This is a genomic window from Serratia ficaria (genome assembly GCF_900187015.1).
GTDB classification, from domain to species: domain Bacteria; phylum Pseudomonadota; class Gammaproteobacteria; order Enterobacterales; family Enterobacteriaceae; genus Serratia; species Serratia ficaria.
Genome location: NZ_LT906479.1, coordinates 669,562 through 690,752 on the forward strand (window position 1 = coordinate 669,562; position 21,191 = coordinate 690,752).

The 21,191-nt window shown below is 62.8% G+C and carries 21 protein-coding genes; 16 read left to right on the plus strand and 5 right to left on the minus strand.

The genetic code is table 11. The features are described 5' to 3' along the window. Nucleotides 1-15 precede the first annotated feature (15 nt). The 4 genes from CKW09_RS03105 (at nucleotide 16) to CKW09_RS03120 (ending at nucleotide 4,646) form a co-directional block, all read left to right on the plus strand. The gene (locus tag CKW09_RS03105) at nucleotides 16-939 is read left to right on the plus strand and encodes a 3-hydroxyacyl-CoA dehydrogenase family protein (protein WP_095095617.1); all 924 of its coding nucleotides are present in this window, start codon (nucleotides 16-18) and stop codon (nucleotides 937-939) included. A 45-nt stretch (nucleotides 940-984) separates the two neighbouring features. After that, nucleotides 985-2,376, plus strand: coding sequence for a GntP family permease (locus CKW09_RS03110; RefSeq protein WP_095095619.1), 1,392 nt, complete (start codon nucleotides 985-987; stop codon nucleotides 2,374-2,376). Nucleotides 2,377-2,388: 12 nt separating this feature from the next. Then, nucleotides 2,389-3,159, plus strand: a complete 771-nt coding sequence (locus CKW09_RS03115) for a 3-hydroxybutyrate dehydrogenase (RefSeq protein ID WP_095095622.1) — start codon at nucleotides 2,389-2,391, stop codon at nucleotides 3,157-3,159. Between the two features lie 350 nt (nucleotides 3,160-3,509). Next, complete coding sequence (locus CKW09_RS03120) at nucleotides 3,510-4,646, plus strand: porin (protein ID WP_061794811.1); 1,137 nt, start codon at nucleotides 3,510-3,512, stop codon at nucleotides 4,644-4,646. Nucleotides 4,647-4,679: 33 nt separating this feature from the next. On the opposite strand, the gene CKW09_RS03125 is transcribed toward CKW09_RS03120, so the two are convergent. After that, nucleotides 4,680-5,501, minus strand: coding sequence for an AraC family transcriptional regulator (locus tag CKW09_RS03125; RefSeq protein ID WP_095095625.1), 822 nt, complete (start codon nucleotides 5,499-5,501; stop codon nucleotides 4,680-4,682). 119 nt (nucleotides 5,502-5,620) lie between these two features. Between CKW09_RS03125 and CKW09_RS24820 the strand changes: the two genes are divergently transcribed. The 11 genes from CKW09_RS24820 to CKW09_RS03175 all read left to right on the plus strand — a co-directional run bounded on the left by CKW09_RS24820 (nucleotide 5,621) and on the right by CKW09_RS03175 (nucleotide 14,495). Continuing rightward, nucleotides 5,621-5,806, plus strand: coding sequence for a hypothetical protein (locus CKW09_RS24820; RefSeq protein ID WP_231922117.1), 186 nt, complete (start codon nucleotides 5,621-5,623; stop codon nucleotides 5,804-5,806). Further along, the gene (locus CKW09_RS24825) at nucleotides 5,784-5,981 is read left to right on the plus strand and encodes a hypothetical protein (RefSeq protein WP_231922119.1); all 198 of its coding nucleotides are present in this window, start codon (nucleotides 5,784-5,786) and stop codon (nucleotides 5,979-5,981) included. The genes CKW09_RS24820 and CKW09_RS24825 overlap by 23 nt, the downstream gene beginning before the upstream one ends. A gap of 13 nt (nucleotides 5,982-5,994) precedes the next feature. Continuing rightward, entirely contained in the window at nucleotides 5,995-6,870 is an 876-nt protein-coding gene (locus CKW09_RS03135) for a helix-turn-helix domain-containing protein (protein ID WP_061794814.1), read from the plus strand. A 173-nt stretch (nucleotides 6,871-7,043) separates the two neighbouring features. Continuing rightward, nucleotides 7,044-7,964: a L,D-transpeptidase family protein gene (locus CKW09_RS03140; RefSeq protein ID WP_095095629.1), complete on the plus strand. Its 921-nt coding sequence runs from the start codon at nucleotides 7,044-7,046 to the stop codon at nucleotides 7,962-7,964. Between the two features lie 252 nt (nucleotides 7,965-8,216). Further along, on the plus strand, nucleotides 8,217-8,597 hold the full coding sequence (locus tag CKW09_RS03145) for a type II toxin-antitoxin system RelE/ParE family toxin (protein WP_061794816.1): 381 nt from the start codon (nucleotides 8,217-8,219) through the stop codon (nucleotides 8,595-8,597). Beyond that, nucleotides 8,560-8,883 (plus strand): helix-turn-helix domain-containing protein, encoded by a 324-nt coding sequence (locus tag CKW09_RS03150; RefSeq protein WP_061794817.1) that lies wholly within the window; start codon nucleotides 8,560-8,562, stop codon nucleotides 8,881-8,883. The genes CKW09_RS03145 and CKW09_RS03150 overlap by 38 nt, the downstream gene beginning before the upstream one ends. 244 nt (nucleotides 8,884-9,127) lie before the next feature. Beyond that, nucleotides 9,128-9,535, plus strand: coding sequence for an ExbD/TolR family protein (locus CKW09_RS03155; RefSeq protein ID WP_061794818.1), 408 nt, complete (start codon nucleotides 9,128-9,130; stop codon nucleotides 9,533-9,535). 1 nt (nucleotide 9,536) lies between these two features. Beyond that, a complete protein-coding gene (locus CKW09_RS03160) occupies nucleotides 9,537-10,271 on the plus strand; it encodes an energy transducer TonB (RefSeq protein ID WP_095095632.1) in 735 nt (244 codons plus the stop codon). Nucleotides 10,272-10,310: 39 nt separating this feature from the next. Next, complete coding sequence (locus CKW09_RS03165; protein WP_061794820.1) at nucleotides 10,311-12,554, plus strand: TonB-dependent receptor family protein; 2,244 nt, start codon at nucleotides 10,311-10,313, stop codon at nucleotides 12,552-12,554. A gap of 47 nt (nucleotides 12,555-12,601) precedes the next feature. Next, entirely contained in the window at nucleotides 12,602-13,252 is a 651-nt protein-coding gene (locus CKW09_RS03170; RefSeq protein WP_061794821.1) for a MotA/TolQ/ExbB proton channel family protein, read from the plus strand. Continuing rightward, nucleotides 13,245-14,495 (plus strand): phospholipase D-like domain-containing protein, encoded by a 1,251-nt coding sequence (locus tag CKW09_RS03175; protein WP_095095635.1) that lies wholly within the window; start codon nucleotides 13,245-13,247, stop codon nucleotides 14,493-14,495. The genes CKW09_RS03170 and CKW09_RS03175 overlap by 8 nt, the downstream gene beginning before the upstream one ends. Nucleotides 14,496-14,532: 37 nt before the next feature. Here CKW09_RS03175 and CKW09_RS03180 read toward each other — a convergent pair whose 3' ends face one another. The 4 genes from CKW09_RS03180 to CKW09_RS03195 form a co-directional block, all read right to left on the minus strand. Next, nucleotides 14,533-15,642 (minus strand): DmpA family aminopeptidase, encoded by a 1,110-nt coding sequence (locus tag CKW09_RS03180; RefSeq protein ID WP_095095637.1) that lies wholly within the window; start codon nucleotides 15,640-15,642, stop codon nucleotides 14,533-14,535. A gap of 2 nt (nucleotides 15,643-15,644) precedes the next feature. Beyond that, nucleotides 15,645-17,021 (minus strand): APC family permease, encoded by a 1,377-nt coding sequence (locus CKW09_RS03185; protein ID WP_095095640.1) that lies wholly within the window; start codon nucleotides 17,019-17,021, stop codon nucleotides 15,645-15,647. 150 nt (nucleotides 17,022-17,171) lie between these two features. Beyond that, nucleotides 17,172-18,674 carry a CoA-acylating methylmalonate-semialdehyde dehydrogenase gene (locus tag CKW09_RS03190; protein WP_061794825.1) on the minus strand — a complete coding sequence of 501 codons (1,503 nt, stop codon included), beginning with the start codon at nucleotides 18,672-18,674 and terminating at the stop codon, nucleotides 17,172-17,174. A gap of 12 nt (nucleotides 18,675-18,686) precedes the next feature. Then, nucleotides 18,687-20,027 carry an aspartate aminotransferase family protein gene (locus CKW09_RS03195; RefSeq protein WP_061794826.1) on the minus strand — a complete coding sequence of 447 codons (1,341 nt, stop codon included), beginning with the start codon at nucleotides 20,025-20,027 and terminating at the stop codon, nucleotides 18,687-18,689. 135 nt (nucleotides 20,028-20,162) lie between these two features. Here CKW09_RS03195 and CKW09_RS03200 point away from each other — a divergent pair, with 135 nt between their 5' ends. Next, nucleotides 20,163-21,092 (plus strand): LysR family transcriptional regulator, encoded by a 930-nt coding sequence (locus CKW09_RS03200; RefSeq protein WP_061794827.1) that lies wholly within the window; start codon nucleotides 20,163-20,165, stop codon nucleotides 21,090-21,092. Nucleotides 21,093-21,191 lie beyond the last annotated feature (99 nt).

The window sequence follows — 21,191 nt, forward strand, 5'->3', positions numbered from 1 at the left end:
CCCGAGGAGATCTTGATGCGTTCACCTGAGTATGTGGTGCTGGGCGCCGGGCTGATGGGGGTTGGCATCGCCAGCCACTTTGCCCGCCACGGCCACGCGGTGCTGCTGTATGACCCGGATCCGCAGCGGCTGGCGGAAGCGCCGGCGGTAGCGGGCGGCATTCTGGCGGAGCTGAGCGCGGTGGGGCAGTTCGCCGCCGCCGATCGTGACGCCGTGCTGGCGCGGCTGAGCGTGAGCGGCCAACTGAACGACGTGGCGCGCGCCCGGCTGCTGATCGAAGCGATCCCCGAGCGGCTCGAGCTGAAGCACGCGCTGTACGAGCAGCTGGAGGGGCTGATCGCCGACGACGCGGTGATCGCCAGCAACACCAGCGGTCTGCCGCCGGACGAGCTGGCGGTGCGCATGACCCATCCGCAGCGGCTGCTGATCGCCCATTTCTGGAACCCGCCGCACCTGATCCCGCTGGTGGAGATCGTGCCCGGCAGCGCCACCGAGCCGCGTCATCTGGCGGCGGTGCAGGCGCTGCTGAGCGGCATGGCGCTGGAGGCGGTAGTGCTGGATCGCGCCGCGCCGGGTTTTGTCGGCAACCGGCTGCAGTTTGCGGTGCTGCGCGAGGCGCTGCACATCGTACACAGCGGCATCGCCAGCGCCGAGGTGGTGGATCAGGTGATGCGCGCCTCGCTGGGGCGGCGCTATGCGATGGTCGGCCCGCTGGAGGCCGCCGACATGACCGGGCTGGAAACGGTGGCGGATATCGCCCGTCACCTGCTGCCGGAGCTGGCGACCGATAGCGGCATGATGGCGCTGGTGGCGCAGCGGCTGCAACAGGGCCATACCGGGCTGCGCAGCGGCCAGGGGTTTTATCGCTGGGATGAAGCGCGCAGGGAGCGCATCCAACAGAGGCGAGTGCACCAGCTGCGCTTTGCCCTGAAACCTTAATTTCTCACTCCGTACCTGACAATAACAATGAGACTGAGGTGACCGATGAGCGTTTTGATTGCCCTGGCAGCACTGGGATTACTGATGCTGGCCGCCTACCGCGGCTACAGCGTGATTTTGTTCGCCCCGATCGCCGCGCTGGGCGCGGTACTGTTGACCGACCCCGGCGCGGTGGCGCCGACCTTCACCGGGCTGTTTATGGAAAAAATGGTCGGCTTCGTCAAACTCTACTTCCCGGTGTTCCTGCTGGGGGCGGTGTTCGGCAAGCTGATTGAGCTGTCCGGTTTTTCCCGCTCGATCGTCGCGGCGGCGATCAACCTCCTCGGCCGCCGCCACGCCATCCCGGTGATCGTGCTGGTGTGCGCGCTGCTGACCTACGGCGGCGTATCGCTGTTCGTGGTGGCGTTCGCGGTGTATCCGTTCGCCGCCGAGCTGTTCCGCCAGAGCGGCATTCCCAAGCGGCTGATCCCGGCGACGGTGGCGCTCGGCGCGTTCTCCTTCACCATGGATGCCTTGCCCGGCACGCCGCAGATCCAGAACATCATCCCGACCAGCTTCTTCGGCACCAACGCCTGGGCCGCGCCCTGGCTGGGGCTGATCGGCTCGCTGTTCATCATTGCGGTCGGGCTGCTGTATCTTGAACGCCAGCGGCGCAAGGCGCAGCTGAACGGCGAGGGCTACGGCAGCGAGCTGCAGAACGAGCCGGAAACCCCGGACAACATCAACCTGCCCAATCCGCTGATCGCCATCATGCCGTTGATCCTGGTCGGGTTGCTCAACCTCGGTTTCACCCATTGGATCCCGCAGTGGTATGGCGCCAGCCACGCGCTGCTGCTGCCGGGGCTGGCCCAGCCGGTCGTCACCGACGTCGGCAAGATCACCGCCATCTGGGCGGTGGAAGCGGCGCTGGTGTCGGGTATTCTGCTGGTGGTGATTTTCGGCTTCCGCAATATTCGCGGGCGGCTGGCGGAGGGCAGCAAAACCGCGGTCAGCGGGGCGATTCTGGCGGCGATGAACACCGCCTCGGAATACGGCTTCGGCGCGGTGATCGCCGCGCTGCCGGGTTTTATGGTGCTGTCGCACGCGCTGGCGGCCATTCCCAATCCGCTGCTGAATGAGGCGATCAGCGTCACCCTGCTGGCCGGCATCACCGGCTCGGCCTCCGGCGGCATGAGCATCGCGCTGGCGGCGATGGCCGACAGCTTCGTCGCCGCCGCCCATGCGGCGCAAATTCCGCTGGAGGTGCTGCACCGGGTGGCCTCGATGGCCAGCGGCGGCATGGATACCCTGCCGCACAACGGCGCGGTGATCACCCTGTTGGCGATCACCGGCCTCAGCCACCGGCAGGCCTACGGCGGCATCTTCGCCATCACCCTGATCAAGAGCGCCGCAGTGCTGTTCGTTATCGGCGTGTTCTACCTGACCGGCATTGTTTAAAGGAGCGATACCATGAGTTTACAAGGCAAAACCGCGCTGGTGACCGGCTCGACCAGCGGCATCGGCCTCGGGCTGGCGGCCAGCCTGGCCGCCGCCGGCGCACGCGTGATCCTCAACGGCTTCGGCGACGTGGAGCAGGCGCGGGAACAGATCGCCCGGCTGGGCGCGCAGCCCGGCTATCACGGCGCCGATCTCGGCGATCCCGAGCAGATCGCCGACATGATGCGTTATGCCGAACGGGAGTTCGGCGGGGTGGACATTCTGGTCAATAACGCCGGCATTCAGCACGTGGCGCCGGCGGATCGGTTTCCGGTCGACAAATGGAACGCGATTATCGCCATCAACCTGTCGTCGGTGTTCCACACCAGCCGGCTGGCGCTGCCGGGCATGCGCCGGCGCAACTGGGGGCGCATCATCAACCTGGCCTCGGTGCACGGGCTGGTGGCCTCGAAGGACAAATCGGCCTACGTGGCGGCCAAGCACGGCGTGGTGGGGCTGACCAAAACCCTGGCGCTGGAAACCGCCCGCACGCCGATCACCTGCAACGCCATCTGCCCCGGCTGGGTGCTGACGCCGCTGGTGCAGCAGCAAATCGACCAGCGCATCGCCGCCGGGGTGGATCCGCAGCAGGCGCGCGACGATCTGCTGGCGGAGAAGCAGCCCTCGCAGGAGTTCGTTACCCCGCAGCAGCTTGGCGAGCTGGCGCTGTTCCTGTGCAGCGAGGCGGCGGTGCAGGTGCGCGGCGCCGCCTGGAACATGGACGGCGGTTGGTTGGCGCAGTAATTTCCCCTCCGGAGCGCGCTGCCGCGCTCCGTAATAATATTCATGCGTGATGATTTACCGGGCGTAATAATATTTATTTGTTATTAGTTAGAGCCATTCCCGGGTAATAACGCCGGTTTTATCGGTTCAAAAAATGCCGATTGGTTTATTTCGCGTTCGATTTATTACATTCCCTTTCTTCCGGTTACAGTTGAACACCTATACGGTTAAAATTAATTCTTCCTGCCAATAACCATAGGTTATGACATGAATTTTTAACTCTTGCGCCATTCGCACACATCGGGTAATTGTTTATGCGTGGCTTTAGACCACCGTATTTATAAAAATAACTTTTTCGGGCAGGGGTAATAATGAGAAATATAACAGCGCCAATATTCATTGGCGGCGTCGTGCTGTCGGCGTTATCCGCCGGCGCGCAGGCCGAGATCACCATTTTAGATAAAAACCCGCAGAGCAATGTGTTGCTGGCGCCGCTCAGTTTAAAAGTGGGCGGCAGCATTCGCCCCGAATGGATCTTCAATAACGGCCCGGAGCCGGGCTATTACAAAAACGGCCACGACGGCGGCACGCGTTTTCGCTTCAGCGGCGACTATGCGCTGACGCAGGACACCTCGATCATCGGCTACTACGAGTGGGGCGTCGACCTGGCGCACGCGCTGAGCTGGGACGGCCACTACAACGAAGACGGCAAGCGCGACTATCAGCGCCAGCTGTACGCCGGCTTTAAAGACGATCGCTACGGCACCCTGACCTATGGCCATCAATACGGCATTTATTATTCCGTGGTCGGCATCAAAAGCGACGTCTGGGATAACGACGGTCATGCGGGCGGCACCGGCATCGGTATTTCCGGCGACTACGACGGCGGCAATAAACCGAAGAACAGCATCAAATACACCAACGATTTCGGGCCGGTCACCTTATACGCCAACTATTTATTGCCGGAAGACGATCTGCACACCGCCGATAATCTCAGCTACCGGCGCAAGGGCGGCGGCGGGTTGGGCTTAGATTATAAGGTGACGAAGGCATTGACCTTCAGCGCGGCCTACAGCTACACCGACGCGAAGATTAAAGACAACCTGTATAACGAGAAAGACTATCACCAGCAGCTGTCCGGCACCGCGTTGACCTGGCAGCCGAACAACTGGTATATCGTCGGCACCGCCAGCTATTACAAAGACTACGTGCCGAGCACCCGCGAACGCACGCTGTCGCACTTCTTCGCCGGCGACGGCTATGGCCTAGAGGGCTTCGTCGGCTATACCTTCAACATCGACAAGCCGTTCCTGAAGTCCATTCAGCCTTACGTGGCGGCGGATTCGCTGCAGCTGAAGGGCGACGAAGAATACCACGCCAACCACGTTTACCTCGGCGCGGGCACCACCATCGGTTATGGGCTGTCGGTGTACCTCGAACGCACCCTGGCCAACAGCAGCGACCAAGAGCCGGACTCCACCTGGATCACGGTGTTTTACGACTTCTGAGGCGTCACTCGAGCCGGCGAAACGCCGGCTTTTTTACATGGTGATGGCGCCGTCGGCCGCCTGGCTCGAGGCGCTTCTCTCGGCCAGATAACGCGCCGGCGGTTTCCCCACCGCCTTTCTGAACATGGTGACGAAGCCGCTGGCGCTTTCGTAGCCCAGATCCAGCGCCACCGTTTGCACGCTTTCCCCCCGGGTCAGCCGCTGCAGCGCCAGCATCACGTGCAGCTGGCGCCGCCAGTGGCCGAAACTCATGCCCATCTGTTGCTGCAGCGTGCGGCTGAGCGAGCGCTCGCTCATGCCGATGCGCTGCGCCCACTGGCGGAGGGTCGATTTGTCCGCCGGGCAGCTCAGCATGCCTTCGGTCAACTGGCGGATGCGCGCATCGTCGGACACCGGCAGGTGCAGGTTCTCTATCGGCGCGGCCGCCAGCTGATCCAGCAGCACCGCCGTCAGCCGTCCCTCCGGTCCCTGCTCATCATAGAATGGGTCGAAGGTGCTGGTTTGCAGCAGCAGTTCGCGCAGCAGCGGCGAGACCGCCAGCGTACAGCAGTTCTGCGGCAGATGCGCGGCGGCGCGGGGATCGACGAACAGGCAATAGGCTTCGGTCGAGCCGGCCCCCTGGGCGTTGTGCAGCACGTTGCCCGGCATCCACAGCGCACACTGCGGCGGCACCAGCCACAGGCCGTTCTCCACTTCGCAGCGGATCATGCCGCGCACGGTGTAGATCAGCTGGGCCTTCTGGTGGCGATGCGGGGCCACTTCCCAGTCTTGATCAATGGTGGAGCTTTGCACCGCAAAGATGGCGCGCGGTACCCGATCGATGTCAAAGCGCGGGCGGGTGATCTGTACTGTCATGAGAACTATTCTCACTTTGGCGTAAATGAAAAATATTATGTCCTGATTGCGCAATGCGGTCCAGCGCCGTCGCCGATAAAGTAAGCGCCTGCGGCAAGCGCTTTTTCAGGAGACTAATAATGGCATTAGATACCGCTCACTTTCCGCTGGTGTGGATGCGCCAAAGCGGGCGCGATACCCAGGCCGAGCTGGCCGCGTTCAGCGCCCTGCTGGCGCGCGCCGAGCCCTTCGTCATTTTGTCCGATCGCCGGGGAGGAACCCAACCGCGACGAACGCACCCGGGTGGCGCTGTGGAAGCGCGATAACCGCCAGGCGCTGAAGCTGTGGGTGAAGGGCATGATCATGCTCGAGCCGGACGCCGCGCAATGCGCTGCGGCCGAAGCCTTCGCCGAATACGCCGCCAAATTCTGGGGCTACCCGGTGCTGGTCGCCGCCGACGAGGCGCGGGCGCGGCTGCTGGCCGTCACTTTACTGAGCTAACGAGGAGATGCCGATGCATCAGCAACAGGTAATTGCGCAACTGCTGGCCTGGATCGAGCAGAGTCTGGATCAGCCGTTGACGCTGGACGATATCGCCGCCAAATCCGGTTATTCCAAATGGCACCTGCAGCGCATGTTCAAACAGCAGACCGGGCATATTCTCGGCACCTACGCCCGGCGCAGAAGGCTGACCGCCGCCGCGCGCGAGCTGCGGCTGACCAGCACCAGCGTGGCCTGCATCGCCGATACTTACCAGTTCGATTCGCAGCAGACCTTTACCCGCGGTTTTCGCAAGCAGTTTGGCCTGCCGCCGGCGGTTTACCGCCGCAGCCAGGACTGGTCAAGCTACGGCCTGCAGCCGCCGCTGCGGCTGACGGAAGAGCCGCTGCCGCAGGCCGATATCATTACGCTGCCGGCGATGCGGCTGGTCGGCCATACCCAGCGCCGCAGCTGCACGCTGAGCCAGCTGCCGGATTCGAAATGCGAGCTGCGCCGCCACGCCTGGCGCCAGATGCTGCGGCCGCAGACGCCGCCGGCGGTGGTCTACGGCCTCACCAGCCTGGAGGCCGATCGCCAGCGCAGCGGCAGCCAGCGCATGGCCTATACCGTCGCGCTGCCGGACGAAGGCGCGGAGGGCGAGCGAGTGATCATCGAGCAGGGCGATTACGCCAGCTTCGCCTATCAGGGGCGGGCGGAGGGGTTACAACACTTTATCGCCCGGCTGTACGACACCGCGATGCCGCAGATGAACGCCATTCGCCGGCCGGGGCAGGATATCGAGCGTTTCTACCCGGTGCAGGGGCGAAACTGCCCGTTTGGCGGCGCGGCGATCCGCTGCGAATACCTGATCCCGATCCGCCGCGCGGCGCCGCTGGCCGCCGCCGGTTAGCGGCGGTACTCACAACAGGTCATCTTCGCGCCGCACCAGGTTACAAAAAATTGCGATATTGCATCGGTAATGTTTCACACTTTGGCTGATGTGCACATATAATGCGCATCCGGTCATCTATGGCCGACAATAACCGATATCAATAACTGCCAGTGGCCTCAACCAACACGAAGATGAAAATGAGCATTCGCGCGTTCCTAACCCTGTTTACGGCACTGGTTGCATTCAGCCAGGCTGCCTTCGCCGTTGTATACCCTCTGCCGCCAAAAGACAGCCGTCTGGTGGGGGAGAACATCCAGATCACCGTGCCGGAAGACAGCAAGCTGCCGCTGGAGAGCTTCGCCGCTCAATACCAGATGGGCCTCAGCAACATGCTGGAAGCCAACCCGGGCGTGGATCCCTTCCTGCCGAAGGCCGGCAGCACTCTGACCATCCCCCAGCAGCTGATCCTGCCGGACGCGCCGCGTCAGGGCATCATCATCAACAGCGCCGAGATGCGTCTGTACTACTACCCGAAGGGCACCAACACCGTGATCGTGCTGCCTATCGGCATCGGCCAGCTGGGTAAAGACACCCCGCTGAACTGGACCACCAGCGTGCAGCGCAAGAAAGACGGCCCGACCTGGACGCCAACCGCCAAGATGCGCGAGGAATACGCCGCCGACGGCGAGATCCTGCCGGCGGTATTCCCGGCCGGCCCGGACAACCCGATGGGGCTGTATGCGCTGTACGTCGGCCGCCTGTACGCCATCCACGGCACCAACGCCAACTTCGGCATCGGCCTGCGCGTCAGCCACGGCTGCGTGCGCCTGCGCGCCGATGACATCAAATACCTGTTCGACAACGTGCCGGTCGGCACCCGCGTGCAGTTCATCAACGAGCCGGTGAAGGCCACCGTGGAGCCGGACGGTTCGCGTTACCTGGAAGTGCACAACCCGCTGTCGGCTAACGAAGAGCAGCTGCAGTCCAAAGATCCGGTGCCGCTGACCATCTCCGCCCCGGTCGGCAAAGTGCTGATGGACACCGCGGTTAACCAGAGCGAAGTGGACGCGGCGGTCAAAGCCCGCTCCGGCATGCCGGTGAAGGTGAACTGATCGCCTCGGGCCTCAGTGAGAATACCAAGAAGGCGCCTGCGGGCGCCTTTTTTATGCCTGTAAAACATGTTGTTGCGTGTGCGTTCGCCATGATGCCCTCAGCGTTGCACATAAAGAAGTCATGATGCGCGCCATCATGCAAATCGGGTTTTTCATGGTGGCATCATCAACGTTTGAAGTGATGCTGACGAGAAGGAATGCTCTGGAAAAGTGTTTCACTAAGTGCTATGTTTTTACGGGAAACCCATCGCAATGCGTACATTTAAAACTCGTTGGTTTGGCAAGAAGGCTCAGGCGCACGGCATTACCGACAAGGCATTATGTCGGGCGGTACACGATGTGCAACGGGGTTTGGCTGTGGATTTAGGCGGTGGCGTATTTAAAAAACGTCTTAATCACAATCGGGATCGGGCGTTGGTATTAGCGAAAAACGGTCGGCATTGGGTATATGTTTTTTTGTTTGCCAAGCAGGTCCAGGCCAATATCACTGGGGCGGAATTGCAAGCTTTTCGCAAGTTGGCGGTGCATTTTGGCGCGTTGAGCGACGAAATGCTCCAGCCCTTGGTCGTGAAGAACGAATGGATGGAGATTTGCCATGAAGAAGGAAAAAACGTTTCGGAGTCCGGCCTTTGAAGCGATTCACAGCGCGGCTGAAGGATTGCATCGTACTGGCGCCATTTCTCTGGAAACTCTACGTAGTTTCGACGAGTCTTGCCTTGCTCCGGTCGAGATGTTGCAGCCCCAGGAGATCAAAGCGTTGCGCGAGCAGCTATGTTTAAGCCAACCGGTTTTTGCCCGTTATCTGAATACCAGCGTGTCGACCATACAGAAATGGGAGACGGGGGTGAAACGGCCGGGCGGCGTGTCGCTTAAGCTGCTTTCGATCGTACGCAAGCACGGGCTTCAGGTCTTGTTGTAGTGACCCTTTGGGTTGTCACTATTCTCACATTGTCCTCTCTGGCTTTGGCTCTCTGAAATGCCAATATCGCAATTATTCCAATAAAAACTATCGCTAATTAATAAATTATATCTCCTCCGTCATCGCCTGCCATTGAAAAAATCCTCGCAAAAACTCCGCGCTGTGAAAATAAGATCACACAAACGTAACAAAAAGTAAACAAAGCGCTCCTATATTGGCTGCTTCGCTTTTGGGAGGGAGTGTCATGCGTAACTGGAACGAACCGAAGAAGAACAAAGCGCACATCGAACTGATCCCGATGATCGACGTGATGATGTTTTTGCTGGTGTTTTTTGTGTTGATCAGTCTGAACGTCATCCCGGCTCTAGGGCTGAAAACCCAGCTGCCGTCCGCCGGCAGCGCGCAGCAGCTCAAGCCGCAGAAGAAGGCCATCATCACCCTGGGCGCCGATGATCAGCTGCAGCTGGACGGGCAGCCGATCGCGCTCGATGCGTTGGTCGGCACGCTGAAGCAGCAGCGGCAGGAAAATCAAACCACCACCATTATCGTCAACAGCGACAAGGGCGTGGCGGTAGAACGGCTGGTGGCGGTGATGGACAACCTGCGTCAGGGCGGATTCTTCTCCGTCTCGATCGCCACACGGAAACTGTGACATGTATCTGCTCTATCGTTCGCGTCACCTCTTCAGCTGGCTGCCGGCGCTGATCGTCGTCGGCTGCCTGCTGTTCGCCAGCCGGCAGGCGGCACTGAAGATCCAGCCGCACTATGACGAAACCGCCATCGAGCTGGCGCTGGTCGAGCCTGAGCCTGCGCCGGAGCCTCAACCGGAAACGCCGCCGCAGCCCGAACCGCCGCCGGAGCCTGAACTTATCCCGGAACCGGCGGTGCCGGCCCCGGAGCCGATCGTCGAGGCCAGGCCGGTGCCAAAACCGCAGCCGAAGCCGAAACCCAAGCCCAAACCGATAAAAGAGAAGGCCAAACCGGTGGAGCAAGCCAAGCCGGCGCCGGTGCGGCCCGCGCCGCGCGCCTTGGTCAGCAAGCCGGCGGCACCGCCCGCTCCGGCCGCGCCGAAGGTCAACGCCCAGGCGATTGAAAACGGCTACCTGCAGGCGCTGCGTCGCGAGCTGGAACAGCGCAAGCGCTACCCCAGCGGGCGCCAGGCCTCGCTCGAGCGCCCGCAGGGCAACGTCGAGGTGTGGCTGGAGGTCGATCGCAGCGGCCGGGTGCTGTCTTCCGGCATCGCCAACAAGGCCGCCAGCATGCTGCTGAACCGTGCGGCGATGAGCAGCCTGCAAAGCCTCGGTGCAGTGAAGCCGTTCCCCAGCGAGGCGTTCGCCGGGCAAACAACCAAAAGATTTACCGCCACGTTCAATTATCAGGCGCCTTAGCGTCAGGATTAATCGTTTGATTTTTATGGGATGCACACAATGAAATCTGTTAATCGATCTGGGATTTATCTGGCGGTGATGTCGGCGATGGCGCCGGGCGCCGCGCTGGCGGCGGACAGCGCCGACGTCGGCACCATCAGCGTCAAGGGGCAGTCGCTGGGCGGCGGCATGATGGTGCAGGACGACAGCGCCAAGGCGCGCTCCACCGTCACCAAAGAGGCGATGGATAAAATGCCGGCGGCGGGCAACGCCATCGACAAGCTGAAGTACACGCCGGGCCTTAACGTCAACAGCAACGACGCCAGCGGCCTGAGCGGCGTCGACTACACCATGCGCGGCATGAACTCGGATCAGATTGGCCTGTCGATGGACGGCATCCCGATCAACGACTCCGGCAACTACGCGGTGTACCCGAACCTGCTGGGCGACGCGGAAAACCTGGAAGAAGTGTTCGTCACTCAAGGATCCTCCGAAGCCGACGGCCCGCACATCGGCTCCAGCGGCGGCAACATCGGGCTGGTGACGCGTCGCCCGTCGAAAGACTTTGGCGGCTTCGTCAAGCAGACGCTGGGCAGCAACAACCTGAGCAAAACCTTCGCCCGTCTGGAGACCGGCGAGTACAACGGCTTCAGCAACTGGATCTCCTACTCGCACACCGAAGCGAAAAAGTGGCGCGGCGAGGGGCGCGAGTATTCCGACAAGTTCGAGATGAATTCGCTGTACGAAGACGGCAACGGCAACAGCAGCAACCTGATCATGAAGTACAACCGTCAGAACAACATGAACTACAACACCCTGAGCAAGGCGCAGTTCGACAACGACGGCCGCTATACCGACTACGCCACCACGCCGGAATACAACGGCAAGGGCCAGTTGAACAAGTACTATAAACTCGATCGCAACCCGTTCGAAACCTTCACCTTGTCGTTCAGCCAGAAGCTGCAGCTGCGCGACGACCTGTCGCTGACCCTGCAGCCCTACTACTACTGGGGCAACGGCGGCAGCTTCAACGGGCAGACCGCTTCGGTGCTGTCCAGCACCTCGGATAAGGCCGGGCAGTACGATCTCGGCAACCTGCAGTCCAATACCTATTACCGCCCGTCGTGGACCCAAACCTGGCGGCCGGGCATCACCACCAAGCTGAAGTGGGACATCAACGACCAGCACAGCCTGGATATCGGCTACTGGTACGAGCGCGCGCGTCAGCTGCAGACTCAGCCGTTCATCAGCATCAAGGGCGACGGCAACCCGGCGCAGATCTCCGGCAAGCCGGGCGGTTCCGATCAGGTGAAGGACGCCAACGGCAACACCGTGCAGGGGCGCAATCAGTACACCATCACCCCGGCGCAGAAGGTGTGGCTGCAGGATACCTGGTACGCCACGCCGGATTGGACCTTCGTCGGCGGCCTGGCCTATCAGTACGTCGAGCGCAAGGGGGATAACCGCGGCAGCCTGTACAACGCGCCGGAAAAGCGCAACGCCAAATATCACGAGTTCCTGCCGAACTTCAGCGCCAGCTACAAGCTGAACCAGGACAACCAGCTGTTCTATAACCTGACGCGCAACATGCGCACCCCGCCGAACTACGTGCTGTACAACGTCGGCGACTCGATCAGCACCAAGCCGGAGCTGAGCTGGAACCACGAGCTGGGCTGGCGTTTCCAGCAGGAGGACATGCTGCTGAGCGCCACGCTGTTCTATATGCGCTACAGCGACCGCCAAATTTCCACCACCAACGCGTCCGGCGACTACGAGATGATGAACATCGGCAACGTGGAGAACAAGGGGCTGGAGCTGGAGTGGAGCGGCCAACTGCCGCACAACTTCAACTACTACGCCGCTTACACCTACACCCAGTCGAAGCAAAAGAACGACATCGTCAGCAACGGCGGCCTGCCGCTGCCGACCTCCGGCAAGGAAGTGCCGAACGTACCGAAAAACCTGCTGAACATGACGCTGGGTTATGACGACGGCCTGTATTACGGCAGCGTCAGCGGCAAATACGTCAGCGCGTTCTACGGCGATCTGACCAACGACGAGAAGATCGGCGGCCGCACGGTGTTCGATCTGGCGGCGGGGGTGCATCTGCCGGTAGACAAAAAGATCGTCAAAAGCGCGGCGCTGCGTTTCGGCGTCAGCAACCTGTTTGACAAGGAATACCTGACCTCGGTGCGCACCACCACCTTCAACGCCGCGCCTTACGGCGACGTGAAGGCCAGCACGCCGTATTACAACGTCGGGGAAGAACGAACCTTCAGCGTCTCGCTGGAAGCCACCTTTTAACTGAATACCCCGCCGTCCTGCACGACGGCGGGGAAGAGGAACCCTGTATGGACGCCAATCTGTTGCACGACATTATTTTCTACGTGATGTACGCCGCGCTGGCGATTGCGCTGGTGATCATTATCGAACGCACGCTGTATTTCGCCTACACCCAGCGCCAGGCACGCCGCCTGGAGCGGGCGCTGACGCCGGAGGTGCGCCGCGCCGCCGAGCTGCCGGACGATCTGACCCAGCGCAACAGCCTGCCGCTGGCGGTGATCATGCCGGTGCTGGAGCAGAAACACCGCGCCGGCGACCGCGAAGCGATCGGCGATCTGATCGACGCCCAGTATCTGCTGAGCAAACCGCTGATGGCGCGCGGCCTGTGGCTGCTGGAAACCGTGGTCACCGCCGCGCCGCTGCTGGGGCTGCTGGGTACGGTGATGGGGATTATCGAGACCTTCAAGGCGCTGGCCGCTTCCGGCGTTTCCGAGCCGAGCCTGGTGTCGGCCGGCATGGGCACCGCGCTGTACGCCACCGGGCTGGGCATCGCCATCGCGCTGCTGTGCCTGGTGGGCAACAATTTCCTGCAGAGCCGCATGGAACGCATCAACGAACTGCTGAAGGTTTTGCTGATCCGCGCCGGCGCGCCGGCCAGCCGCCCGGAAAACGACGGCCGCGAGCAATGGGTTGACAGCGGAGCGCCGCGCTATGCCTAATGGCCATCCATCACGGCGGCCGTTGGGCCGCCTTTATAAGGCATTGTGGGGCAGTTGTTTGTTGATGTTGAGCCAGAGCGCCGCGGCGCGTTTTGACATTCCCGGCTACGAGCTGGTCTATACCGCACCGGCGGAAACCGCGCTGCAGGCCGACGATCTGCGCAACACCGCCGAGGTGTGGGGGCAGATGTTCGATGCGGCGAAAACCCGCATCGATCTGGGGCAGTTTTACGTGGCGAACCAGAGCGGTTCACTGCTGGACGGCGTGCTGTGGCACCTGAAGGCGGCCGGCGAACGCGGGGTGAAAATCCGCTTCCTGATGGAAGAGAAGGGCGTTCGCATTTCCACCGCCGAGACGCTGGAACAGCTGAAGGCGATCCCCAATCTGGAGCTGCGCATCATTCCTTACCAGAAGCTGAGCGGTGGCATCCTGCACGCCAAATATCTGTTGGTGGACGGCGAACAGGCGTTTGTCGGCAGCCAGAATTTCGACTGGCGCGCGCTGGAACACATTCACGAAATCGGGCTGCGCATCAGCGACGCCAAGGTGGTGGGGCAGATCCAGGCGATCTTCGAACAGGACTGGCGGGCGCAGGCGCTGTTGGCGCAGGATCGACCGGTGCCGGCGCTGCCGTATCGGCCCGCCGCGGAAACGCCGCAGGGCAACTATCTGGCCGCCAGCCCGCGCGCCTATAACCCGGCCGGGGTGACTGATTCGCAGGTGGAGCTGCCGCGCCTGCTGGCCGGCGCCAAGCGGCGGGTGCGGGTGCAGGTGATGGACTACGCGCCGCTGTCGTTCGGCCCGGCGCGCAGCCGGCCTTATTATGCGACCATCGACAACGCCCTGCGCGCGGCGGCGGCGCGCGGCGTGCAGATCGAGCTGATGGTGGCCAACTGGAACACCAAAAAGCCGGACATCGCCTGGCTGAAGAGCCTGGCGCTGGTGCCGAACGTGCAGATCAAAGTGGTGACCATTCCGCCGGCCAGCAGCGGTTTTATTCCGTTCGCCCGGGTGATCCACAGCAAGCTGATGACCATCGACGATGAGATTGCCTGGATCGGCACCAGCAACTGGACCGGCGGTTATCTGGACAACTCGCGCAACCTGGAGCTGGTGCTGCACAGCGCGGCGATGAGCCGGCGGCTGGATGCGCTGTATAGCCAGCTGTGGGGCAGCGTCTACGCCGAACCGCTGCGGCTGGACTATGACTACCCGGCGCCGAAGCCGGGCGGCGAGTCCTGATCGTCAGGGCGCGGTCGGCCGCCGCGCCCTGGGTTTTTCAGCGGCGCCAGCCGGCCGCTTTCAGCGCCGTCACCAGCTGTTCGGCGCTCAAGCCTTCCGCCCGATGGCCGTTGCCGCTGACGGTGTCGGCCGCCAGCAGCGCATTCACGATCGCCTCTTCCACCGCCTCGGCCGCCGCGGCGAACAGCGCCGAAATATGGTCGTTGTTCACCATGCGCAGCGGCGTGGTGAAGGCGCCTTTATTGGCGTAGTCGGCGGGCGGCAGGCCGTCGTTGCCGGTGGCGAAGGCGATAAAGATATCGCCGCTCGAATCCTCGGTGCCGCCGCCGGTGCGGGCGATGCCGATGCCGGCGCGCTGCGCCAACCGCGCGCACTGGTGCGGCAGCAGCGGCGCGTCGGTCGCCAGCGCCACCACGATCGAGCCCATGCCCGGGTGTGGCAGCTGCGGCTGGAACGGCGAGGGAAGATGCCCCAGATGCCGGCCCACCGGGTAGCCGCCCACCAGCAACGCCTCGCGCTTGCCGTGGTTGGCCTGCACGATGGCGCCGACCGTCCAGCCGCCCTGCTCGGCGGGTAGCCGCCGCGACGCGGTGCCGCTGCCGCCTTTGAATTCATGGCAGATCATGCCGCTGCCGCCGCCCACCGCGCCTTCCTGCGGCAACCCGTCGCCGGCCGCCGCTAACGCCTGGCGCACGTGCTCGGGTTTGACGTGAAAGCCGTTGATGTCGTTGAGCAGGCCGTCGAAGGTTTCCATCACCACCGGCATATTCCAGTACAGCCCCCGGTCGTCTGCCGGCAGCGCTTCGCGCTCCAGCGCGATCAGGCTGTCGCGCACCACGCCCACGCTGTGGGTGTTGGTGAAGGCGATCGGGCTGGTCAGCAGGCCCGCTTCGCGCACCCATTCCAGGCCGGTGGCGTCGCCGTTGCCGTTCAGCACGTGCACCCCGGCGAAGCAGGGCGACTGCCGCGCCAGCCCGGCGCGCGGTTCGATCACCGTCACGCCGGTGCGCACGCTGCGTCCGTCCGCCAAATCGGCATGAATGCTGGCATGGCCGACGCGCACGCCGGGCACGTCGGTGATGGCGTTCAGCGGGCCGGGCGTGCCCTGGCCGATGGTGATGCCCAGATCCTGCGCGCGCTGCGTCATGGTCATTCTCCTTCTGGTGTGGGTTCAGCTAAGGGCGCCGGCTGGCGGCCGCGCATATAGCTCAGCGTCAGGCCAAAGCAGACGATGCCGGCAATGATAATAAAGTCTTTCAGGCTGCTGGCGATCGAAATCGTCCACAGCACGTACAGGCAGGCGATCAGCGCTATCACCACCGGCAGCGGCCACAGCGGCATCAGGTACGGGTGGTGGAAACGCCGGCGGCGGCGGCTGATCAGCGCGGCGATCGCCATGATGATGTACACCAGCAGCAGCAGGATCACGGTAAAGGAGGTCAGATCGCCGAGGTTGGAGCAAAACGCCAGCAGCGCCGAAGGCACGCCGAACAGCAGGGTGGCGACCCAGGGAGTGCCGAAACGCGGATGGATGATTTTCAGCGCCCGGTTGACCGCCGGCAGCCAGAAACCGTCGCGGCCGCTGGAGAACATCATGCGGCTGAACTGCGCCACGATGGCGATGATGGCGTTGAACACCGACAGGTAAATCGCCCCGCTGACCACCCGCGCCAGCGTCGCCCCGCCGAGCTGGGTGACCACGTAGCCGACCGGATCGGCCTGCCTGGCCATCTCGCTCAGCGACGGCGAGCCGATCAGCAGCGCGGTGAACGGCACCAGCTCGACCAGCACCACGATGAACAGCGTCAGCATGATGGCCAGCGCCATCGGCTTGCCCTGCTCGCGCATGTCTTCCGCCATATACACCGCCGCGCCGTAACCGTTGTAGGAGAACAGCGCCACGCCGACCATCGCGACGATCGGGGGCAGGGAAACCGGCGACAGTACCCCTTGCAGATCCAGCATCACCGGCGCGGCGAGAATTTCGCCGCTCTGGTGCGGATTGCTGAAGCCCAGCCAGGCGATCAGCGCCAGCACCGCCACTTCCACCACCAGGAACGCGCCGGTCAGCAGGGCGTTGGCCTTGATGTTGAAAATGGCGCAGGCGCCGCCGACCAGCACGGTGAGCATGCCGGCGGTGGAGGCGTCAAAATGGGTGCCCAGCGCGGTGTTCAGGTAGGGCACCGCGCCGGTGGCCAGCACCGCCGGCACGAACAGCGAGGCGCTGAGGATAAACAGGTAGGTCTGCAGCCCGCACAGGGTGCCGAACAGCCGTTTGATGATGCTGTATTCGCCGCCGGCGCTGGGGTGCGCGGCACCGAGTTCGGCATAGCACAGGGCGATGGCGGCGGCGACCAGGGCGGCGACCAGAAAAGACAGGAACGCGCCGCTGCCGGCGCTGGCGATCGCCAGCGGGGCGATGACGAAGATCGAGCTGGCGGGCGTCACGCCGGAGGCGGTAATCATCACCACGTCGAGGACGCTGAGATTGCCTTTGAAAGTATGTTCTGCTTCGGGCTCTTGCATGGTGAACTACTCCATTAACGCGTTAGTGAGTCGTTTCTTGCCGCCAGGCACTGCGCAGGAATTAAATGGAGCGCGCGGATCCCCCGCGGCTTTCACGCCGCAGCGTCGTTGGCCGTCGGCCTGAAATCCGGATATTGTTATTGGGCTCCCTTAACCGGACGGGAAACTGAAGCTGGCGTGCCGGGCGTCGCCGGATGAAGGCCAGCGTTGGGTAATGGTTTTGCGTTTGGTGTAGAACCTGACCGCGTCCGGGCCATAGGCATGCAGATCGCCAAACAGCGAGCGTTTCCAGCCGCCGAACGAGTGGTAGGCCACCGGCACCGGCAGCGCGACGTTAATTCCCACCATGCCGACCTGAATGCGGCTGGAGAAGTGGCGCGCCGCCGCGCCGTCGCGGGTGAACAGGCAGGTGCCGTTGCCGTATTCGTGGGCGTCGATCAGGTCCATCGCTTCCTGCAGCCGGTTGACGCGCACCACGCCCAGCACCGGACCGAAGATCTCCTCCCGATAAATCCGCATGTCGGGCGTAACGCGGTCGAACAGCGTCGGGCCGAGGAAATAGCCCGCGCTGGGCCGCCCGTCGGCATCCCGCACCTGCAGCTCTCGCCCGTCGACCAGCAGCGCTGCGCCTTCGGCCACGCCCCGATCGATATAGCCTTTGACCTTCTGGTAATGCTGCAGGGTGACCAGCGGCCCCATATCGTTGCCGCCGTCGTTGCCCGGCCCGACGCGCATCGCGGCCATCTGTCGGCGCAGCCCGGCGATCAACGCCTCGGCGGTGTCGTCGCCCACCGCCACCACCAGCGGAATGGCCATGCAGCGCTGGCCGCAGGAGCCGAAGGCCGCGCCCATCAGCGCGCTGACCGCGCCGGCGATATCGGCGTCCGGCAGCACCACCGCATGATTCTTGGCGCCGCCCAGCGCCTGCACCCGTTTGTTCTGGCCGCAGCCGGTGTGATAGACGTGCTCAGCCACCGGCGTCGAGCCGACGAAGCTGACGGCCTTGACGCGATCGTCATGCAGCAGCGTTTCCACCGCTTCGCGATCGCCGTTGACCACGTTCAGCACCCCCGGCGGCAGCCCGGCCTCCGACGCCAGCCGGGCGATATACAGCGTAGAGGAGGGCACGCGTTCGGAGGGTTTCAGCACGAAGGTGTTGCCGCAGACGACCGCCATCGGCCACATCCACAGCGGCACCATCGCCGGGAAGTTGAACGGCGTGATGCCCGCCGCCACCCCCAGCGGCTGGAACTCGCTCCAGCTGTCGATGCCCGGCCCGGCGTCCTTGCCGTGTTCGCCCTTGAGCAGCTCCGGCGCGTAGCCGGCGTATTCGATATTTTCTATGCCGCGCTGCAGTTCGCCCATGGCGTCGCCGTGCACCTTGCCGTGTTCGGCGGTGATCAGGCGGCAGATGGCGTCGGCATGCTGTTCCAGCAAGGTCTTGAGTTTCAGCATGATGCGCGCGCGCTTCAGCGGCGGGGTGTCGCGCCAGGCCGGGTAGGCCCGCTCGGCGGCGGCGATCGCCCGCTCCACCGTGGCGCGGTCCGCCAGCTGCACTTCCTGCCGCGATTGGCCGGTGGCCGGATCGAACACCGGCTGGCTGCGGGCGCCGCCGCTGGCGGCTTCTCCGTTGATCCAATGGACGATAGTCATGGCGTTTTTTCCTTATTCCGTGGCGTTGAGGGCGTCGCCGAGGGCGTTGATCAGCGCGTCGATCTGCGCCTCGCTGCTGATAAACGGCGGCGCCAGCTGCAGGGTGTCGCCGCCGTAGCGCACGTAGAACCCCTTATCCCAGCAACGCATCGCCGCTTCATAAGGCCGGCGCGCCGGTTCGCCCGGCCGCGCCGCCAGCGTGATGCCCGCCGCCAGGCCGAAGTTGCGGATGTCGCTGACGTGCCGGCAGCCCTGCAGACTATGCACCGCCCGTTCAAAATAGGGCGCCAGCGCCTGCACGCGCTCCACCATATGTTCACGCTGAATGAGTTCCAGCGTCGCCAGCCCGACGGCGCAGCCGACCGGGTGGGCGGAATAGGTGTAACCGTGCGGGAATTCGAGCTGGTACTCGGGTTCGTCGGTGGCCATAAAGGTCTGGTAAATCTCCGGCCGCACCACCACCGCGCCCATCGGCTGCGCACCGTTGGTCACCTGCTTGGCGATATTCATGATGTCCGGCGTCACGCCGAACGCTGCGGCGCCGGTCAGTGCGCCGCAGCGGCCGAAGGCGGTGATCACCTCGTCGAAAATCAGCAGGATGTTGTGCTGGCTGCAGATCTCGCGAATGCGCTGCAGGTAGCCGACCGGCGGCACTATCACCCCGGCGGAGCCGGAGAAGGGTTCGACGATCACCGCGGCGATGGTCGAGGCGTCGCGCAGCGCGATAATGCGGTTCAGCTCCTCGGCCAGCTCGGCGCCCTGCTGCGGCATGCCGCGCGAAAAGGCATTGCCCGCCAGCAGGGTGTGCGGCAGGTGATCCGCTTCGGCGCCGGCGCCGAACGCTTTGCGGTTGCCGGCGATGCCGCCGACCGAAATGCCGCCGAAGTTAACCCCGTGGTAGCCTTTTTCCCGGCCGATAAAGCAGGTTTTGCCCGCCTGGCCCCTGGCCCGCCAGTAGGCGCGCGCCATTTTCAGCGAGGTGTCCGCCGCCTCCGAGCCGGAGCCGGTAAAAAACACGTAGTCGAGGCCGGCCGGCGTCATCTCTTTGATTCGGTTAGCCAACTCGAACGACAGCGGGTGGCCGAACTGAAATGCCGGCGAATAATCCAGCTGCGCCAGCTGGCGCCGGGCGGCGTCGGTAATTTCCTGGCGGCCATGCCCCAATCCGCAGCACCACAGCCCGGACAGGCCGTCAAAAATTTTGCGGCCGTCCTGGCTGGTGTAATAAACCCCCTCAGCCCGGCTGATGATGCGCGGGTTGGCTTTAAAGTTTCTATTTCCGGTAAAGGGCATCCAGTGCGCCTCTAACCATTCGGCATCGAGTCTATTAATCGGGTGTTTTTCAGCAGCCATGTTTTCCTCCGGGCAGGAAAATAATGTCGATATATTCAATAACCTGTAGTGTTAATGAAATGTTGTGCGAAATTGACTATGTTCCGCTTCTTCTCTAATGTGAATAATCATATGTCGAAACTTACTTAAGGTTTTATGCAAGTAAAAAAGCGCGCGCTGCTCGGGCAATTGTCGGATATGGATCTGCGTTTGCTGCGGGTATTCAAAGCGGTGGTCGACTGCGGCGGCATGAGCGCCGCCGAGCTGGAGCTGAATATCAGCCTGTCGACCATCAGCAAGCACATCAAGGACCTGGAGCAACGGCTGGGGCTGACGCTGTGCCAGCGCGGGCGCGAGGGCTTTGCGGTGACCGATGAGGGGTTGCTTGTCTACCAGGAAACCGTCAACCTGCTGGCGGCCACCGAGGCCTTCCGCCGCGGGGTGGATGAGGTGCACCAGCGCATGGGCGGCCAGCTGCACGTGGCGATATTCGACCATACGGTCAGCAACCCGCAGGCGCAAATAGGCCGGGCGATTGCCTTATTCAGCGAGCGTGCGCCGGAAGTTTCTTTGCAAATGTACGTCGAACCGATTAATACCATCGAGCGCGGAGTCATTGACGGCCAATTTCAAATCGGCATTATTCCCATGCACCGCAGCGCGGAAAGTTTAGCTTATCGTTCTTTATTCAGTGAGAGGATGTTCTTATATTGCGGCGCGCAGCATGAATTATTTTCCGCCAATCACGATGCATTAAATTGGGCGCTGTTGCACAATTACGCCTTTGCCGGATTGGGCTACCATTCGCCGAATATGGAATTGAGCCTGCAGCAGCATTTGCACCGCAAGGCGACGGGTTTCGCCCAGGAATCTATCGCCACCTTAATTCTTTCCGGCAAGTACGTCGGCTTTTTGCCTGACCACTATGCGGCGTTTTTTGTCGCGCAGAACATGATGCGGGCAATCAAGCCTGAGCTGTTCCGCTACCACTGCGAGTATTCCAGCGTGCTGCGCCGTTCGCCGATCCCGCAACGGGTGGTGAAACTGTTCCACGAGTGCCTGCTGGCGGCCCATGGAACAGCCTAGCCTTACCGGTCTTTCTTCTTGCCGAAGATTTTTAGCAGCACGCCAATCAGAATGCCGATTGCGATGCCGGCGAAAATCCAGCTGATGATACCCATTTGC

Excerpts from the sequence above, each read along its gene's own strand:
- CKW09_RS03105 (WP_095095617.1), top strand. The coding sequence starts at position 16 with ATGCGTTCACCTGAGTATGTGGTGCTGGGCGCCGGGCTGATGGGGGTT.
- CKW09_RS03110 (WP_095095619.1), top strand. The coding sequence starts at position 985 with ATGAGCGTTTTGATTGCCCTGGCAGCACTGGGATTACTGATGCTGGCC.
- CKW09_RS03115 (WP_095095622.1), top strand. The coding sequence starts at position 2,389 with ATGAGTTTACAAGGCAAAACCGCGCTGGTGACCGGCTCGACCAGCGGC.
- CKW09_RS03120 (WP_061794811.1), top strand. The coding sequence starts at position 3,510 with ATGAGAAATATAACAGCGCCAATATTCATTGGCGGCGTCGTGCTGTCG.
- CKW09_RS03125 (WP_095095625.1), bottom strand. The coding sequence starts at position 5,501 with ATGACAGTACAGATCACCCGCCCGCGCTTTGACATCGATCGGGTACCG.
- CKW09_RS24820 (WP_231922117.1), top strand. The coding sequence starts at position 5,621 with ATGGCATTAGATACCGCTCACTTTCCGCTGGTGTGGATGCGCCAAAGC.
- CKW09_RS03135 (WP_061794814.1), top strand. The coding sequence starts at position 5,995 with ATGCATCAGCAACAGGTAATTGCGCAACTGCTGGCCTGGATCGAGCAG.
- CKW09_RS03140 (WP_095095629.1), top strand. The coding sequence starts at position 7,044 with ATGAAAATGAGCATTCGCGCGTTCCTAACCCTGTTTACGGCACTGGTT.
- CKW09_RS03145 (WP_061794816.1), top strand. The coding sequence starts at position 8,217 with ATGCGTACATTTAAAACTCGTTGGTTTGGCAAGAAGGCTCAGGCGCAC.
- CKW09_RS03150 (WP_061794817.1), top strand. The coding sequence starts at position 8,560 with ATGAAGAAGGAAAAAACGTTTCGGAGTCCGGCCTTTGAAGCGATTCAC.
- CKW09_RS03155 (WP_061794818.1), top strand. The coding sequence starts at position 9,128 with ATGCGTAACTGGAACGAACCGAAGAAGAACAAAGCGCACATCGAACTG.
- CKW09_RS03160 (WP_095095632.1), top strand. The coding sequence starts at position 9,537 with ATGTATCTGCTCTATCGTTCGCGTCACCTCTTCAGCTGGCTGCCGGCG.
- CKW09_RS03165 (WP_061794820.1), top strand. The coding sequence starts at position 10,311 with ATGAAATCTGTTAATCGATCTGGGATTTATCTGGCGGTGATGTCGGCG.
- CKW09_RS03170 (WP_061794821.1), top strand. The coding sequence starts at position 12,602 with ATGGACGCCAATCTGTTGCACGACATTATTTTCTACGTGATGTACGCC.
- CKW09_RS03175 (WP_095095635.1), top strand. The coding sequence starts at position 13,245 with ATGCCTAATGGCCATCCATCACGGCGGCCGTTGGGCCGCCTTTATAAG.
- CKW09_RS03180 (WP_095095637.1), bottom strand. The coding sequence starts at position 15,642 with ATGACGCAGCGCGCGCAGGATCTGGGCATCACCATCGGCCAGGGCACG.
- CKW09_RS03185 (WP_095095640.1), bottom strand. The coding sequence starts at position 17,021 with ATGCAAGAGCCCGAAGCAGAACATACTTTCAAAGGCAATCTCAGCGTC.
- CKW09_RS03190 (WP_061794825.1), bottom strand. The coding sequence starts at position 18,674 with ATGACTATCGTCCATTGGATCAACGGAGAAGCCGCCAGCGGCGGCGCC.
- CKW09_RS03195 (WP_061794826.1), bottom strand. The coding sequence starts at position 20,027 with ATGGCTGCTGAAAAACACCCGATTAATAGACTCGATGCCGAATGGTTA.
- CKW09_RS03200 (WP_061794827.1), top strand. The coding sequence starts at position 20,163 with ATGCAAGTAAAAAAGCGCGCGCTGCTCGGGCAATTGTCGGATATGGAT.